The following is a 16,820-nucleotide window of genomic DNA, read 5'->3' as shown; positions in this document are numbered from 1 at the left end:
TTTCTCCTTTCACATGTCATATTGGAAAAAGCCTTTACCTGATTTTTTGCCATACTCACCAGCATCGACCATTTTGACAAGCAGAGGACATGGGCGGAACTTCGGATCTTTGTAGCTCTCGTATAAAACAAGCAATGAATTCAAAATCGTATCAAGCCCAATTAAGTCTCCTGTCGCAAGCGGCCCCATTTTATGGCCGAAGCCCCCGCGGAAAATTTTATCGACATCAGCTGGTGTCGCGACTTGATCTTGCACCGCCCAAATCGCTTCATTGATTGTCAGCATGAGCACACGGTTGGAAACAAACCCTGGAAGATCATGCACCACAACAGGTGTTTTATCAAAGGATTTCAAGAAACCTTTTGCCGTTTCAACTGTTTCATCAGAAGTTGCTTTTCCTCTAATCACCTCAACTAACGCTTTAAGAGGAACAGGGTTCATAAAATGTGCACCAATAACTTTTTCAGGATGATGCATAAGGGACCCTACCTTTGTAATGGAAATGCAGCTCGTGTTTACAAAATAGATGGTTTCTTTCGAACAAATATCTCGCAGCTCTTCATAAATGGGTTTTTTTATCTCCCAATCTTCCGTCACATTTTCAATGACGATATGTGCGTCATGTAAGCCTTCAAATGAAGTCGATAGCTGAATTTGAGACAATACGTCTTCTAAGGACAATGAGATTTTCTTTTTTCTCACAAATTGCACCAATTGATAGGTTTTCTTGATCTTTTCTAGTGCTTCGTTTAGTTTTTCTTCTGTGACATCAACCAATGTGACTTGATAGCCATTTGCTGAAAGGTCTAATGCCATATCAGCCCCCATCACACCTGCCCCAATCACGCCTACGTGTTTCGTGTTCATTTCTCCAACACTCCAATTCGCTTTAAAATGACATTGATTTTTTCTACGACTTCATTTGTTAATGAATGAATAAAAAAGTGATCTCCATCGAATTCAAAAAACGCACAATCTTTGCTTGTATATTGATCCCAATCGTCTAAATCAAACAGCACAGAAGGTAGATCACGTGTACCATAAAAAATAGAAATTGGGCATGCAGCTGGAACGACTTCATCACACTGATAAGTCTCCAAAAGCTGAAAATCTGCTCTTAAAATCGGCAGAAAGAAATCAAGCACTGCATGGTTATCGGCAAGTTCCTCAGGAACGCCCCCCATCGCAATAATCGCCTCTTTTAATTTGGCATCTGACAGCTGATGATAGACTTTCTTCTCTGGAATATGTGGTGGAAAGCGTCCAGAATAAAAAACATGGCCAGGCTCTTTGTTTAATCTTGTTTTCATTCTTTTTTGTAATTCGTATGCAAGTACAGCTCCCATGCTATGACCGAAAATGGCATAGGGTTCTCCTTCTTTTAAGGAAGAGGACGCCTGTAGATAAAGATCATCTGCGACTTGCTGTAAATTTGTCAGCACAGGCTCTGTCATTCTTGTCCCGTGCCCAGGGAGTTCAAGGGCATGAATTTCTATAGACCGGTCTATATATGATTTCCACTTACTGAATACGGTACTTGCTCCACCTGCGTACGGTAAGCAAAATAACTTCACGACACGCCACACTCCCTTTTGCATTTGATTTTCAACATTTCCAGCCATTTTTTTTCATCTTGGATGATTTGTTGTAAGGAAGCTTTAATGTTGGCTTGGTACCGACTAGACATTTCCCCTGAAAAAAAGAGTTTTGCTGCCTGGTGCCTCGCTTTCTCCCATTCTGCTAAAATAGTTTCCATCCATTGAAACAGCTCAGGTAGATCGCCTTTTATGAGTCTCAGTCGATACATCTCTACTTTCTTCGTATTGATGATCTGATTGAAAGATGCTACGAGCTTCTCGATATCATCCCATTGAGGAAACTGTTCATAAAATGTTTCAAGAGCTGTAATTCCTTTTTCGATTGCGTCAATCTGACCATGCATATTTCTCAGGAAATAAGCCGTTTTTTGATCAAATAATTCAGTCGAGACCTTGACCGGATCAAAGTGGAAGGCCGCATAGGAATGGAATTGATCATTCGGCTGAAAATGATCATGAAAGGTATCATACCCTTTCTGCACATCTCCATATGACAGCACTTGATGCTCATACGACAAATTATCTAAATGACGATTCTCTAATACCTGAAAGGTTTGCTGATTTTCATGAAAACCCGTGATTAAAATCGAATGACGGCTATGTGTTGTCAAATACTCTTTTCTACCTCGCTGAACGTAAGGGTCTACCCATACAATCACCGGGCGGTCACGCCTCACATCTTGTTTGACCTTTTCAATGAGATGGGTACAATGCGTCATTTTTTCAACTTGAATGCCCTGTAAATTCATAATCTTTTCTGGATCGTGTGCCGACATCCAGTCAATCTGCAGCAAACCGTCTTCTGTAAGTCGATATGCAAATTGATCATTTAATAAATATGGAGCGACTTCTTGACCATGCAGCATCACAATTGGAAAAAAGCAATTGAAGAAACAGCTGCGATAAAACAAATCATTATAAGGATGAATGCCTGAAATCTGTTTGACGGTCATCTTCTTGTCCTCTCTTTCCAGCAGTAGATGTCACCATAAATCCTTTGATGAAACCAATCGTACAAAACCAAATGAAAAACAAATAATAAGAAATCGCTAATTCAATGAGAGAGAAAGGTCCCCATACAAAAGTCATTTTCCAAGGCAGTCCCTTAAAGGCTAGTTGTGAAAGAATCATTGGCAGAAGCAATATCCCAATTAGGAGCAGTACCCAGCCGATACTTTTCAGCCATACGCCAAGTGAAATGTGCCTGCGAACCAGAACGCCATTTCTTACACGTTTCCTCCATTTGATAAAACGAACGACTGACACTATTTGCAGCAAAATAAAAAGACATGTGGCTGCCACACTCAATTGATCAATGAGCTGAAATGGATCCATGGATGACTCTGCTTCTTCATTTGTACCCGTCATCGTTTTGGCAATAAGACGTGCCGTTTTCTCTGTGTAGCTGCTATTCATGTTGGCTAACACTCCGATAGCAACGTCTTCTTTTGGCTGGATCAGAAAAAATGACGAATAATTCGGATTAGATCCAGCATGAAATAATGATTCCACCTGCCCATGCATTTTTTCTATATACCAGCCGGCATTGTAATAGACATGCTCCCCTTCTTCTGGGACTTTCACAGTTAACTGATCAGGATTTTTTACAAAACGAGACCAAGTTGAATCGGTCAATTGATATTGCAGCCAAGTCCCCACATCCTGATTATTCATCACAATATAGCCTGCAGGGGTGTTGCCTCGATATTCTGGTGCTTCATAAGCATGTGGAGCAAGGAAATGCAGTTTAAATCCTTCTGAAACAACACCAGATTTCATGCGTTTTAGCCCAGCTTCTGTTTGGTTAAGATGATGCGTTTTAAACAGTCCTTTCATATATGCCTCATATGACGTTCCTGTCACATTTTCAATGATGAGACCAAGAACATCATAGTTGATGGTGGCATATTCAAAGGAGCTGCCAGGCTTGTGATGGAGCTCAATTGATTTCAGTTGATGGACTGTTTTCTTTAGCGCATCTTTTGCATGATCTGGCTGGATAAGCGCAATGGATTGAAAGGGGATGCCGCTTGTGTGATGCATTAATTGCTCCACCGTCAAACGCTGAGGCTTTCCATGGTATGTTGGAAAAAAGCCTGGAATATAGCTGCTCACCGGTTCTTTCAAATGAAGTTTCCCTTGCTTTTCTAACTCCACAATAGCAAGAGCGGTAAACGCCTTTGATGTAGAACCAATTTCAAAGAAAGTACTGGCTGTCACTTTCTTCATTTTCTTTCGATCCGCATAGCCAAACCCTTTTTGGTACACCACTTCGTCTTTTTTCACAACCACAACGGACATGCCGGGAATGCGCCCAAGCTCCATCTGTTCCTCTATCACTTGATCAATGGCTTTAGATGAAATCACTGCTTTTGCATGTGCCCCCCCGGCAAAGCCGCTTATCCATAAGACAGCTAACAAAAATGAAATGTAGATAACATGCTGATTTTTCCTCATGTAAATAATGAATCCATTTCTTCAAGAGACATATCAACTGTTTCAAAATCAGACGGTGTAAATTCGATCCCTTCTTGTTCTAAGCAATGCTGTACCATACGCTCAATTTGCTGTTCTATCTCTTGCAATAGCTGCATCATATCTGTTTCACACAGCTGTTTTTCGCTGAAAGAAAGATGGAAAATCAGCTGACCGCCCTTGATGGTAGCGACCATATCGATGACGGTTGTTAACGGGTTATCCAATGACGAATCTATCCCCGATGTAAAGTAAGACATCTCATAATCAGATGATTGTTTAAGCACCTGATCGATTTCACCTAAATAATTAAACCGTAATTGCGGCGCTGAATGATCAGGAAGCTGCCTATTGATGAGTGACAACAGCCCATATTCTGCACCTTTATTCGGCACCTCACGTATCGTTTCTTTGACAGCCCGTATGTGATCTGAGAGAGATTCAGAAACATGAACATTCACAGGATACATGGTGGTGAACCAGCCGCACGTTCTAGATACATCAATATTTTCCTCCACAGCATCTCTGCCATGACCTTCTAATTCCAGAGAAATCCGTTTTTGATTCGTTTGCTGATAACAGGCTTGCGTTAAGGCTGAAATTAACAGTTCGTGAGGCTGCGTTTGGTACGCTTTATTCGCTTGATTGGTCAATTGATCCGTCAGTTCCACTGATAAAGCCTTCGTTAATTTGACTTCGTCTTTGACATATCCCTCATTAGATGAAACTTGATACAGAGGCTGAATACCCTGCACCGCATTTTTCCAATAGTTGAACGCCTCTTTTACATCTTCTGATACTGCATACTCGTTAACCCGCTCTGTAAATGTTTGATATGAATGAGTTTTTGGCGGAAGCACTTCTGCTGAACCCTTCTCTGCATGAAATAATTGAATCAAATCCTCCACAAGAATTTGCCAAGACATACCATCAACTAAAAGATGATGGGCGGCAAAAATGAGATGTGATTGAGAAGCAGTTTGACAAAGCGCTGCCTGAATTAATGGTCCTTGATAAAGATGAGTCCTTTGCTTGATCTGACATCCTACTTCTTGCAGCGCTTCTTCCACCTTCTCTTCTGACAATGCCGTAAAATCGTGTATCGTCAGCGGGATATCCTGAATGTTTTCATCATAATAGAGTGTGTTTGTCGCCTCATGTACTTTTAACCTTAATCCGTCGTGATGAATGACCAGCTCTTTTAAAGCACTCTGCACGATTCTTTCATCCATCTTTTTCTTTGAATGAACAATGATAGATTGATGCCAGAAATGTTTATCTTTTAACCGCTGGGACCAAAACCATTCGATGATTGGGATCGATTTCACATCGCCCACAGCCTGTTCTTGTGAGATATGTAAGACTGGTTCCTGCTGAACGACTTGTGCCATTTCTCTAAAAATGGGATAAGTAAATAGATCTTTGGTTTTTAAATAGAGTCCTTTGTCTTTTAACTTCGCAATAAATTGAATCGCCTTTATGGAATCGCCGCCAAGCTGATAAAAATGATCAGCCGGTTCGACCTTTTCATGCCCTAAGATGGCTTTTGCTGTGTCTACTATGATCCCTTCAATGTCCGCTGTTTCCTTCGACCATTCAACGGCTGTTTCCACTTGAGACAACAATGGATCAGGCAGTGCTGCCCGATTGATTTTTCCATTTTGGGTGAGCGGGAGTTCTTTTAATACAACAAAATAGGCAGGTACCATATAAGCTGGCAGCTGATCTGATAATTTCTTCCTTAGTAAAAAGGAGGTTAGCTCTTCATCTTTCAATTCAATATAAGCAGCCAGTTGTTTTTCTCCAGATTCATCAGTTAGATCAATGACAGCTGCTTTATCCACTTCATCGATTGCCATAAGCGCAAGTTCGATTTCACCCAGCTCTATCCGGTAGCCCCGAAGCTTGATTTGATGGTCAATCCGGCCAATGTATTCAATCTTTCCATCACTTGCACGTTTCGCAATGTCACCGGTTCGGTACATGCGGCGTTGACTTACAAATGGATTGGGCAGAAAGCGTGATTTCTGCAAATCAGGTCTTTGCCAGTATCCTCTTCCAACACCCGCGCCTGAAATATATATTTCTCCTATTGTCCCTGGCAGCACCACTTGCTGATTTTCATCTAAAAGGTAAATCTCTGTATTCGGCATCGGCACTCCAATTGACACCGATGTCCCGCCATCATCTTGATGGAACTGATGGATCATACAGCCAACGGTTGCTTCAGTTGGTCCATATTCATTAAAGATGGATATCCTTCCATCACTTGCCTCAGTAATTCTTTTAGCCAAAGAAGTCGATAATTGTTCTCCTCCTACAATCATCCGTTTAACCACTGACTGAGACAGTGCAGCATCTGTTAACAGTGCCATATGAGCTGGTGTCAGCTTGATCACCTTTGCTTTTTGGTCAAACAAAATATGTTCTAATAAAAAGCCTGGCTGATCCTCTTGACGATAGATGACTACTGTACTGCCAATAACCAATGGCGTATAAATGGAGGTAATGGTTAGATCAAATGCAATGGACGAATACAGAGCAAAATGGTCATCTTCTGAATCTGTATAGTTTGTTTTGGCAGACATGATATAGTTCACTAAGCTTTGATGCTCAATCATCACTCCCTTTGGCTGTCCTGTAGAACCAGACGTATAAATCATGTATGCGACGTCTTCATCATCTCCAATGAATGAATGTTCCGCATCATACGAATCCAACTGATCCCACACGTTGTAGATATTGTACGTATCACCATTAAAATGGTACGCAGATGCATGATCTGTAAAAAACAGCTTTGCCTGACTGTCATCCAAAATAAACTGAATGCGTTCCTGCGGATACTCAGGATCAATCGGTACATATGCACCTCCAGCCTTTAAAATCCCCAGCAATAGTACAATCAGTTCTGGTGAATGATTCATACATATTGCAACAAAGTCATGTCTCTGTAAGCCATGTGCTTGCAGGAAATGCGCCATTTGGTTGGTCTTTCTCTCAAGTTCACCGTATGTCATGATATGAGAGCCGTCCTGAATCGCGATTCGATCAGGAGAAGTCTTTGACATGTCTGTGATTAATTCATGAATTTTTTGCTTTTGTGGGAATAGCACGCCTGTGTCGTTCCATTGATATAGCTCTCGATGTTCCTCTTCCTCTGTCATAAGCAGTACGTCTTTTAAGAGCTGCTTGGGCTGGGTAAGTATGTTCTCGACAAAGAGAAGCATCCTTTCATGCAGAAAGTTGATGTCTTCATTGCTGTAATCTGAGATTTTGTAGTCATATTGCAGCTCGATTTGCCCTTTTTCATCCCATTCTTTCACAGCTACTTGCAAGCCATATGGCTGGAATCCATTGTAAAGCTCCATGTATTCCACTTTGTATCCTTCCATCTCCTGCACCATATTTGTGCTGTAGGAGTTGATATAGATTTGAAAAAGCTGATCATACCCTGCCTTTGCAAGCTCTAAATCCTTGACAAGTGCGTCATAGGGATAACGCTGATGCAGGAAGTAAGTCTTATAGCTTTTTTGAACGTCTGACAAACTTTCTAATAGAGATAAATGAGGGTTCATCTTCATTCGATATGGCATTGTGCTAACGGTCATACCGGACGTGGCTTTTTCCTTTTGCCCGGAACGATTGAGAACTGGCGTCCCAATAATAAAATCTTTTTGCTGGTATCTTTTATGCAAGTAAACGAAGAGTCCTAAAGTAAATAAAGAGTTGATTGAACAATGATGGGTATCTATAAATTCATAGATTCGTTCTGAGAGTTGTCGATCAAGGTAATGGCTTTGCCGATGGCCTTTGATTTGGTCAGTTCCCTGTACCAAATAACTGTCAGACACATCAGATAATGTTTCTTTCCAAAATTGCTGATCTTTTTTAAATCTTGGGGAGTTCATATATTTTGATTCTTTATCAATAAAAACAGAATGATTGTCTGCTTCTTGTTCAATAGAGGAGCTTTGTGTAAGAGCAGTGTAAAGCTGGCTAATTTTATCGATGATTACTTTCATCGACCATCCATCTGCTACTGTATGATGGCATTTGATGAAATAACCGGATTGTTGTTCACCGATTTTTAATACAGCAAATTCGGCGAGAGAGGTTTCTAGTAATTGAAATGGTGTTTTGAAGGCTTTTTCAGCCCATTCCAGCATGTCTTTATGTGTGGAAAACTCATAGGCAGGAATATGATGATCGGCGTTTGGATCAACGTATTGAAGTATCTCATCATCTTTCTCTACTAGCTTAAGACGAAGAGATTCTGTCGTCATGATACATGTTGCAATGGCCTGCTTCAGTTTATCGAGCTGCAACGGCCCATTGACGAAAATAATACCGCCAATATGATTAATTGGTGTTTCTGGATAAAATGTTTCCATGTTCATCACGCGCCGCTGCGGATGTGTTAATGGCCAATATACTAAACTACTAGTCAATTACGCCACCTCTACTTTTCATATAGTTAACATTTCTACGAACTTATTAAATCACATAATGGTATTTTTGTAAATAATTGAGATAAACTGTCTAAATTTGTTCATTTTTTTAATCTAGACGCTAGGAAAGCCGACACAGTAAACAGGACAACGTTGATAAAAAAGACGACTCTTGCCCCAAAGAGATCGGTCATGGTGCTCATAACGAGGATGGACATTCCATATATAAAAGTCGATAGTGTATGTTGGGCTGATAGTATTTTAGGCAATTCAATTTGACTCAGTGTATCTTGTACATAGGTACGAATAGAAATACTGCGAAGCTGAAAAGCCGGCCCTAATAAAAAGACAAACAATAAACTCATCCATGCTGAATGATTCAACCCTAAGCACAGGGTTAACAGAGCTACGATCACCGAGCTGTAAAAAATGTGATCAAACAAACGCTGTTCCACATGCTTTGCGAACCGCAGCACGAGCAGACCGCCTAGAATGGTTCCGCCAAAATAGCTTGCGTTAATATAGCCCCACCATGTTTCAGGCTGGTGTAAGACTTCAGTGACATACACAAGAATAATAGCACCAGTCCAGATACTTCTGCCGCTCATGGACAGCATTTCTAAAATCGTTAATGTTCGAATGGTTGGCTTTTCATACATGATCTTCCAGCCTGAAAAGATTCGTGTACCAAATGATTCAGACTGTTGCTCTTGTTTAGCTGCAGCCCCAGTATCAATGATAAAGAGCATAGATATGAGCGACAAACTATATAAAACAAGTGTCGTAATGAGGAGAAACTGCGGTCCAAGAATGCCAATAAACAGCCCTCCTAAAAGCCATCCTAGTAAAAGGACAATTTGGTCAGAAGTTAAGATATAGCTATTGGCTTTTAGTAAAAAGTTCTTTTCTACTAAACGCGGGATCATCGAATTTCGAACAGGAATGGTTCCCCCATCTATCAAAGAAAGGAAAAATACAATGATAAAAAAGAGAGGAATAGTAAATGTTGATAGTTGTAAAATATAAATGAAAATCAAGCAACCGAAGAAAGCAATTTGACACATTTGCAAATAGATAATGAGTCTTTTCAGCTTAAATTGATACATAAAGAAAGGAATGAGTACCGCTCCAAGTGCTTGTCCAACAAACTGGGAGACAGCCACCATTGAAGCAATTAGTGTAGAATTTGTTAATTGGTATGTCAGGATGGTCAGAACGAGGACATATAGTGAATCCCCGAAATTAGCTAGGGATTGTCCCCCTAATAAAAAGTAAAATGATTTGTTTTTCATATTTATCTCCATTTTCTCTTCATTATCACCCATAATAATACATTATTTTCTACACTTCTACTTTTTATAACAATATTTTCATAATTTGATACATTTTTACTAATTTAAAAAACCGCCAAAAGGCGGTTTTTATTTAGTCATATATATGAACAGTCGGTTCTTTGTCTTCAGCATTTTTCGTAATCAAGGCTTCTTGTTGATCAGAAGATGTAATGTTGATTTCGATATTGGTACTCTTGTAGTAATCCATGACTTCACCGGTTAAATATTGTGTGAAGGCTACGACTTCCGTTTTTCCATAGAACTGCATTGGAATTTCGATTTTCATTTTTTGCAGGTTGCCGTTTTTGTAAAAGCCTTTTCCTACAACACCAGTGTAATTCGGGAAGTAGTCTTCGACCTTTGTCTTGAAGCGGTCAAATCGCTCTGAATCATCTTTGTAGCTGCTTTTCGCATTATCTGAAGGGAAGAATACATTCTCCTCATCGATCGTATCCCAATTTCCGATATCAGCGGAGCCTGCTTTTACATCCGTTTTGGCGATAAAGTTACCTGGAACGATAGATGATTTTGGTGCTTGCTTATAAAGGGCAATCATGACAGGCACTTTTTGCAGACCGTCCATTTGACGAATGCGCTTGATCACTTGTTCAGCGATTTTTTCACCCTCTGCCAAAAGTTTCTTTGAATTTTTCGATGAATCGATGGTCACCTCTTGCTGCGGGTCACCGATCTTTTCACGGTAATAATAAACAGAGTTCAGTGCAAGACCAATGACAACTCCGCCAAGCTGTAAGCTGTTTTTGTCTTTTCGAATTAAGTAATTATGCTCTAGCATTGAAGCTAAGTAAATTGGACTATTTTCATTTTTAGACTTTGTTGAACCTGAGTTTGGAAGAGCAGGATTTAAGCCTAGATTCTTAAAGTCTTTATCTTCTTTTTCTGCCTTTTTTAGATCACTGCCTGTTTTTTTGCGTGCCAGCCAGCTGAGAACGGTGTCCTCATCTAAATGCTGTCCTTCTTGGAAAAGATAGTCGTTTGTATTAAATGACTCTGTTGCGAGGCGCATGAGTCCTGTTTCAAATTCATCAATGTCCAAGCGTGTGTTGAGACGCTCCGCTGTTAAACCTCTCGCAGCTCCTTGTTTAAACGGCAGCACCATTTTGTAATAGGAGTCTGAGATATTGTACATCGGGATGATGGCTGTTTCCTTTGTTTCCTTCGTTTCATCCGTTTTTTGTGTGACCTCTTCCTCTTCCTTTCCCCCAAAAGGTGCACACGCTGACAATACCAGTGTGAGCATTGTCAGCAGCAATAACAACTTTTTCAATAGAAAACACTCCTCTTATTTCTTTAGCTCCTCGAGCATTTTAGCTTCGTCCCAAATTTCAATATTGAGTTCTTCTGCCTTTGTCAGCTTACTCCCCGCTGCTTCTCCGGCAATGACTAGATCTGTTTTTTTACTCACACTGCCTGCCAGCTTGCCGCCTAACGCTTCGATCGCTGCTTTTGCATCGTTTCGCGCCATTTCTTCTAACTTTCCTGTCAGCACAATGGTTTTTCCTGCAAAGTAGGAATCACTTTCTTCTGCTTTTACCGGCTTTGGCCCTGTATAGGTCATATTGACTCCAAGCTCTTTTAGTTCGTTCAGCAGATCGAGTATTTCTTCTTTCTCAAAGTACGTGACGACGGCATCAGCCATTTTTTCACCAATTTCGTCGACTTCAAGTAATTGTTCTTTCGTTGCTTGCTTTAATTGATCGATGTTTTCGAAATGCATCGCCAAGGTCTTTGCCGCCTTTGATCCAATAAATCGAATGCCGAGTCCAAATAGTAAACGCTCAAGAGAGTTTTCTTTTGACTGCTCAATCGAACGCAGTAAATTGTCGACAGATTTTTCGCCCATTCGTTCAAGCTGAATGAGCTCTTCTTTCGTTAAACGGTAAAGGTCGGACACACGAGAGACTAGCTGTTCCTTGAAGAGCTGTGTAATGACCCGCTCGCCAAGCCCATCAATATTCATTGCATTACGGGAAACGAAGTGAATGAGCCCCTCACGTATTTGGGCAGGACATTCTGGGTTGATGCATCGCAAGGCCACTTCGCCTTCGATTCGCACCAGCTCACTATGACACTCTGGACATTCAGTTGGCATGTGAAACGGCTTTTCTTCGCCTGTACGCTGATCGACAAGGACACCTGCGACTTCAGGAATAATATCGCCGGCTTTTTTCACAATCACTTGATCAAACAAGCGAATATCCTTTTCTTTGATCAAATCTTCATTATGAAGAGATGCACGCTGAACTGTCGTCCCTGCTACTTTGACAGGCTCAAGAATCGCTGTTGGTGTAATCACGCCTGTACGTCCGACACTTAGTTCAATATCAAGCAGCTTCGTTACGACCTCTTCAGCCGGAAACTTGTACGCAACCGCCCAGCGCGGGCTTTTTGCTGTGAAGCCGAGTTCTTCCTGCTGAGCGAGTGAATCGACTTTAATGACAATTCCATCGATTTCATATGAAAAATCGGCACGCTTTATTTTTAATGTTTCAATGAGGTCGATGACTTCTTCGATCGTTTGGCACATCCGTCTTTCTTTGTTTGTTTTAAAGCCAAGTTCGTCGAGAAAATCAAGTCCTGCACTTTGCGTTTCAACACCAATTTCATCAAGCTCCGCTATACTGTAGACGAATATATCAAGGTTTCGTTTCGCTGCAATTTTCGTATCAAGCTGACGAAGTGAACCTGCAGCCGCATTACGCGGGTTTGCAAACGGCTCTTCTTCGTTTTGAATTCTTTTTTCATTTAATGCTTCAAAAGAAGGTTTTGGCATAAATGCCTCGCCTCTCACTTCAATCGACAGAGGGCGTTTGATTTTAAGCGGGATGGAACGAATCGTTTTGAGATTTTCTGTAATATCCTCCCCCGTTGTTCCATCTCCGCGTGTCGCTCCTCGGACAAACACGCCATTTTCATAACGGAGAGAAACAGCGAGTCCATCAATTTTCAGCTCGACATTGTATGCGATATCGTCACCGACTGCTTGACGAACTCGGCGGTCAAAATCAAGAAGGTCCTGTTCATTAAACGCATTCCCAAGGCTGAGCATCGGTGTGCCGTGACGCACTTTTTGGAAGGCGTCTAAAACAGCGCCGCCTACTCTTTGTGAAGGAGAATCCGCTGCTTTTAAGTCAGGGTGTTCTTCCTCCAGAGAGATCAGCTCACGCATCCGCGCATCATATTCAGCGTCAGGAACACTTGGACGATCAAGTGTATGATATTCGTAGTTGTATTGATTCAAAATCTGGTGCAGTTCCTCGATCCGGCGTTTCGCTGCTTCTTTATCCATCTGCTTCTTCCTTTCAATTCATCCGTTTTGTCCTATCAGTTTATTGCTTCTCGATTGGTGCAAATGCTGCGAGAAGACGCTTAATGCCTGTAGGGCTTGGGAACGCAATATCAAGCTCTGTGCTGTCTCCGCTGCCTTTCACACTCACAACCGTACCAACGCCCCATTTTTTATGGGACGCTTTATCGCCCACAGCCCAGCCAATACTGCCGCCGCCTGTGTTTTGAATGGTTTGTGTTTGCGGACGTGAGACAGGTCCCCGTCTTTGCGGTCTTTCTCTTGTTTGGCCAAACGGTGTTTTTGTTTCTTTTTTCTCATTTAGGTTGTCCAATAAATCGGCTGGTATTTCTCGAATGAATCTAGATTCAAGGTTCATGTTTGTCCGGCCGAAAAGTGTTCTCATTTTCGCACTTGATAAATAAAGCTCTTCTTCAGCCCGTGTGATGCCAACATAAGCGAGGCGGCGCTCTTCTTCCATCTCTGCATCTTCCATTAATGAACGGCTGTGCGGGAAGACACCTTCCTCCATTCCCATTAAGAAAACAACAGGGAATTCTAGACCTTTTGCGGCGTGAAGTGTCATTAAGATGACAGCATCCTGATCTTCTTCTTCATTCTCATCCAGTTTATCAATGTCTGCGACGAGGGCGAGATCTGTCAGGAAGGTCACAAGTGACTTGTCTTCATTTTGTTCTTCAAAGTTCTTAGTGACGGATAGAAACTCGTCAATATTTTCTAAGCGGCTTTGTGCTTCAATCGTTTTTTCGAGCTTCAGCGCTTCACGATAGCCTGTTTTCTCTAGAATTTCTTCTGTTAATTCAGTGACAGATAAATAGTCCTGCATGTTCGTCATTTGATCAATGAGCTGTTTGAACTCATCAAGCGCATTGGCTGCCCGTGCACTCAGTCCAATGAAATCCACCTGACCAAGTGCTTCAAACATAGACAGGTCATTCATCTCCGCATATGCTGCAATTTTATCAACAGATGTCGCACCGATTCCGCGCTTTGGTACGTTGACAATTCGTGCAAAACTAATATCGTCATCTGGGTTTGCCACTAGGCGTAAGTATGCCAAAATGTCCTTGATCTCTTTTCTGTCATAGAACTTTGTGCCGCCGACAATGTTGTATTGAATGTTGGCTTTCATTAACGTTTCCTCTATGACACGAGACTGGGCATTTGTCCGGTAAAGGATCGCAAAATCGGATAATTTGCGCTTTCCGCTCTGATGAAGCTGACGAATCTTTCCTGCGACAAATTGACCCTCACCAAATTCATTATCTGCACGATAATAGGCAATCTTCGCTCCTTCATCATTTTCTGTCCAAAGATTTTTCGGTTTCCGGTTTGCATTGTTTTGAATGACCGTATTTGCGGCATGCAAAATGCGTTTCGTCGATCTGTAATTTTGCTCAAGCAGAATCACTTCACTGGATGGATAATCTTTTTCAAAGGAGAGAATGTTTGTAATATCCGCTCCGCGCCAGCGATAAATAGACTGATCCGAGTCACCGACAACACATATATTTTGAAAGCGCTGCGCGAGCAGTTTCACAAGCATGTACTGTGCTCTGTTCGTATCCTGATACTCATCGACATGAATGTATTGGAATTTCCGCTGATAGTGCTCTAACACTTCAGGAATGCGCTCAAACAGACGAATTGTCATCATAATTAAATCATCAAAGTCGAGTGATTGGTTTTTGAGTAAACGCTTTTGATAATCTGTATAGACATCGCTGACCACTTGATCATAGAAATCACCAGCTGTTTTGGCGTATTCCTCTGCGTCAATGAGTTCGTTTTTTGCACTGCTGATTGATCCTAAAATACTGCGCGGGTCGAACTTTTTAGGATCGATATTCCGTTCTTTTAAAATGTTTTTGATGACTGAAAGCTGGTCAGATGTGTCTAAAATAGAGAAGTTGCGATTCACACCAATGCGGTCAATATCACGTCTTAAAATGCGGACACACATGCTGTGGAACGTAGAGATCCAGATGTCATCAGCGCCAGGCCCTAAAATAGCTTGGACACGTTCACGCATTTCACGGGCTGCTTTATTTGTAAATGTAATCGCTAAAATGTTCCACGGAGCCACATGCTTTTCTGCCATCAAGTAGGCAATTCGATGTGTGAGCACCCGTGTCTTCCCGCTTCCTGCTCCTGCCATCAACAATAAAGGACCGTCTGTTGCTTTGACTGCTTCTTTCTGTGCGTCATTCAGCCCTTCTAATAGATGATTCGATATTTCATTCATTCCATTCACCGCCAATTCGAACTTATGTTCTATTTTAACCCGTTTCGTCTTATTTGACTATGATGACTTTTTGACTGCATCCACTGTTTTTAATGCTTCTTTGAAATTGTCATAAATGACATTTCCTACAACCACGACGTCTGCATGCTGGGAGAAGTCTTTTGCCTGCTTAGCGTTCTCGATGCCGCCGCCATAAAAAAGAACTGTTTCATCAAGCACTGCTTTTGTTTCTTTGACAAGCTCTATGTCTCCAAGCGTTCCGCTGTATTCCAGATAAAAAATGGGCAGCTTCATCAAATGCTCTGCCACTCTTGCATATGCCCTGACGTCATCGATATCCAGCGCTGTATTTGCCTCTGTGAGCTTGGCCGCTTTACAATCTTCATTTAAGATGACATAACCTTCAGGCACAATCTCTTCCATTGACATCAAATCACCGAATTCCTTCATCGCGTCCTTATGGAGCCCAACAATCCAGTCAGGGTGAGAGCTGTTTAAAACGGTCGGGATGAAATACAGATCAAAGCCAGGCACAATCATCTCATGTGTGGAGATTTCGAGCACACATGGCACTAGAAACCGGCGGACCTTTGACATCAATTGAAGCACGTTGTCCTCTGTCACATGATCACTTCCGCCAATCAATATGGCATCCGTCCCAGATTCGCAAATCGCTTCTAGCTGTTCATCGGAAATTTCTTTATTTGGATCGAGTTTAAAGACATGCTTCCACTCGGTAACATCATACATGAAAACGTTCCTCCATTCGTTTCATTCCATTTAAATATTATAACAAAATCAGTGTCTGCAAAAAATGGGTAACCTCCTTTAGCTAAAAGTTTCATTCTTTTGAAAATGGGTGATCGTGACTTTACATAAAATTGCTGGAGAATAGATAAAAAATCCACTAGAAGAGGAGCTGAAAGAGGTTGATATTTTGGCACTTTGTCACATGCCATTATACAATAAAGGAATATTTTACCATAGATTTAAAAACCATCTATTGAACAGAGGTGACCCCATTGAAAAGAACGATCACATATGAACAAAATATAGACATCGGATACATCTATATCACCCCGCAAGCGGAGCATATGAAAATCAAAGAAACCATTGAATTAGATGTCAATGAATGTGTCAATGTAGATATCGACAAAGAGGGCCGAGTGGCTGGCTTGGAGTTATTTGCAGAAGAATCCAAGGTCCTGCGGAACGTACCGGTATATGAGGATGAGCTTTCTTTACGTTTGACGGATCAGGAAATTCTCTCAACCTATCAACTGTCAGGCGTTGAATTCCAATTCTCAACACCTGATCACAATGGGCTGATCGGTTTTACTATTGTCGATCCTCTTCGCTATAACATCACAAGAAAAAAACCGTTTTGATCTT

General features: G+C 41.4%; 11 protein-coding genes. 1 reads left to right on the top strand and 10 read right to left on the bottom strand.

Annotation, left to right across the window (positions count from 1 at the left end):
- Positions 1 to 9: 9 nt before the first annotated feature.
- The 10 genes from NSS76_RS03505 to NSS76_RS03460 all read right to left on the bottom strand — a co-directional run bounded on the left by NSS76_RS03505 (position 10) and on the right by NSS76_RS03460 (position 16,178).
- Positions 10 to 867: a 3-hydroxyacyl-CoA dehydrogenase family protein gene (locus NSS76_RS03505; RefSeq protein ID WP_024424537.1), complete on the bottom strand. Its 858-nt coding sequence runs from the start codon at positions 865 to 867 to the stop codon at positions 10 to 12.
- Complete coding sequence (locus tag NSS76_RS03500; RefSeq protein WP_212048713.1) at positions 864 to 1,574, bottom strand: thioesterase II family protein; 711 nt, start codon at positions 1,572 to 1,574, stop codon at positions 864 to 866. Before NSS76_RS03500 ends, NSS76_RS03505 begins: the two co-directional genes overlap by 4 nt.
- A complete protein-coding gene (locus NSS76_RS03495) occupies positions 1,571 to 2,551 on the bottom strand; it encodes a C39 family peptidase (protein ID WP_341080788.1) in 981 nt (326 codons plus the stop codon). The genes NSS76_RS03500 and NSS76_RS03495 overlap by 4 nt, the downstream gene beginning before the upstream one ends.
- Positions 2,514 to 4,055: a serine hydrolase domain-containing protein gene (locus tag NSS76_RS03490; RefSeq protein WP_122631732.1), complete on the bottom strand. Its 1,542-nt coding sequence runs from the start codon at positions 4,053 to 4,055 to the stop codon at positions 2,514 to 2,516. Before NSS76_RS03490 ends, NSS76_RS03495 begins: the two co-directional genes overlap by 38 nt.
- Positions 4,052 to 8,521 (bottom strand): amino acid adenylation domain-containing protein, encoded by a 4,470-nt coding sequence (locus tag NSS76_RS03485; protein WP_341080783.1) that lies wholly within the window; start codon positions 8,519 to 8,521, stop codon positions 4,052 to 4,054. The genes NSS76_RS03490 and NSS76_RS03485 overlap by 4 nt, the downstream gene beginning before the upstream one ends.
- A gap of 101 nt (positions 8,522 to 8,622) precedes the next feature.
- A complete protein-coding gene (locus tag NSS76_RS03480; RefSeq protein WP_341080781.1) occupies positions 8,623 to 9,813 on the bottom strand; it encodes an MFS transporter in 1,191 nt (396 codons plus the stop codon).
- Between the two features lie 133 nt (positions 9,814 to 9,946).
- Positions 9,947 to 11,143, bottom strand: a complete 1,197-nt coding sequence (locus NSS76_RS03475) for a CamS family sex pheromone protein (RefSeq protein ID WP_024424532.1) — start codon at positions 11,141 to 11,143, stop codon at positions 9,947 to 9,949.
- 15 nt (positions 11,144 to 11,158) lie between these two features.
- Positions 11,159 to 13,165: an NAD-dependent DNA ligase LigA gene (gene ligA / locus NSS76_RS03470; protein WP_039176982.1), complete on the bottom strand. Its 2,007-nt coding sequence runs from the start codon at positions 13,163 to 13,165 to the stop codon at positions 11,159 to 11,161.
- Between the two features lie 40 nt (positions 13,166 to 13,205).
- Positions 13,206 to 15,428 carry a DNA helicase PcrA gene (pcrA, locus tag NSS76_RS03465; RefSeq protein WP_341080779.1) on the bottom strand — a complete coding sequence of 741 codons (2,223 nt, stop codon included), beginning with the start codon at positions 15,426 to 15,428 and terminating at the stop codon, positions 13,206 to 13,208.
- A 57-nt stretch (positions 15,429 to 15,485) separates the two neighbouring features.
- Positions 15,486 to 16,178, bottom strand: coding sequence for a heptaprenylglyceryl phosphate synthase (locus NSS76_RS03460; protein WP_056767551.1), 693 nt, complete (start codon positions 16,176 to 16,178; stop codon positions 15,486 to 15,488).
- Between the two features lie 272 nt (positions 16,179 to 16,450).
- Here NSS76_RS03460 and NSS76_RS03455 point away from each other — a divergent pair, with 272 nt between their 5' ends.
- Positions 16,451 to 16,816: a DUF2283 domain-containing protein gene (locus tag NSS76_RS03455; protein WP_024424526.1), complete on the top strand. Its 366-nt coding sequence runs from the start codon at positions 16,451 to 16,453 to the stop codon at positions 16,814 to 16,816.
- The last annotated feature ends 4 nt before the right edge of the window (positions 16,817 to 16,820 follow it).

The sequence above is a fragment of the Bacillus sp. FSL R5-0654 genome, assembly GCF_038008745.1.
Taxonomy (GTDB): domain Bacteria; phylum Bacillota; class Bacilli; order Bacillales; family Bacillaceae; genus Bacillus; species Bacillus safensis.
This window is presented reverse-complemented; position numbering and strand designations above follow the sequence as displayed.

What these genes read in the sequence shown, in the direction of transcription:
- NSS76_RS03505 (WP_024424537.1), bottom strand. Translation starts at nt 867, where the DNA reads ATGAACACGAAACACGTAGGCGTGATTGGGGCAGGTGTGATGGGGGCT.
- NSS76_RS03495 (WP_341080788.1), bottom strand. Translation starts at nt 2,551, where the DNA reads ATGACCGTCAAACAGATTTCAGGCATTCATCCTTATAATGATTTGTTT.
- NSS76_RS03490 (WP_122631732.1), bottom strand. Translation starts at nt 4,055, where the DNA reads ATGAGGAAAAATCAGCATGTTATCTACATTTCATTTTTGTTAGCTGTC.
- NSS76_RS03480 (WP_341080781.1), bottom strand. Translation starts at nt 9,813, where the DNA reads ATGAAAAACAAATCATTTTACTTTTTATTAGGGGGACAATCCCTAGCT.
- ligA (WP_039176982.1), bottom strand. Translation starts at nt 13,165, where the DNA reads ATGGATAAAGAAGCAGCGAAACGCCGGATCGAGGAACTGCACCAGATT.
- pcrA (WP_341080779.1), bottom strand. Translation starts at nt 15,428, where the DNA reads ATGAATGAAATATCGAATCATCTATTAGAAGGGCTGAATGACGCACAG.
- NSS76_RS03460 (WP_056767551.1), bottom strand. Translation starts at nt 16,178, where the DNA reads ATGTATGATGTTACCGAGTGGAAGCATGTCTTTAAACTCGATCCAAAT.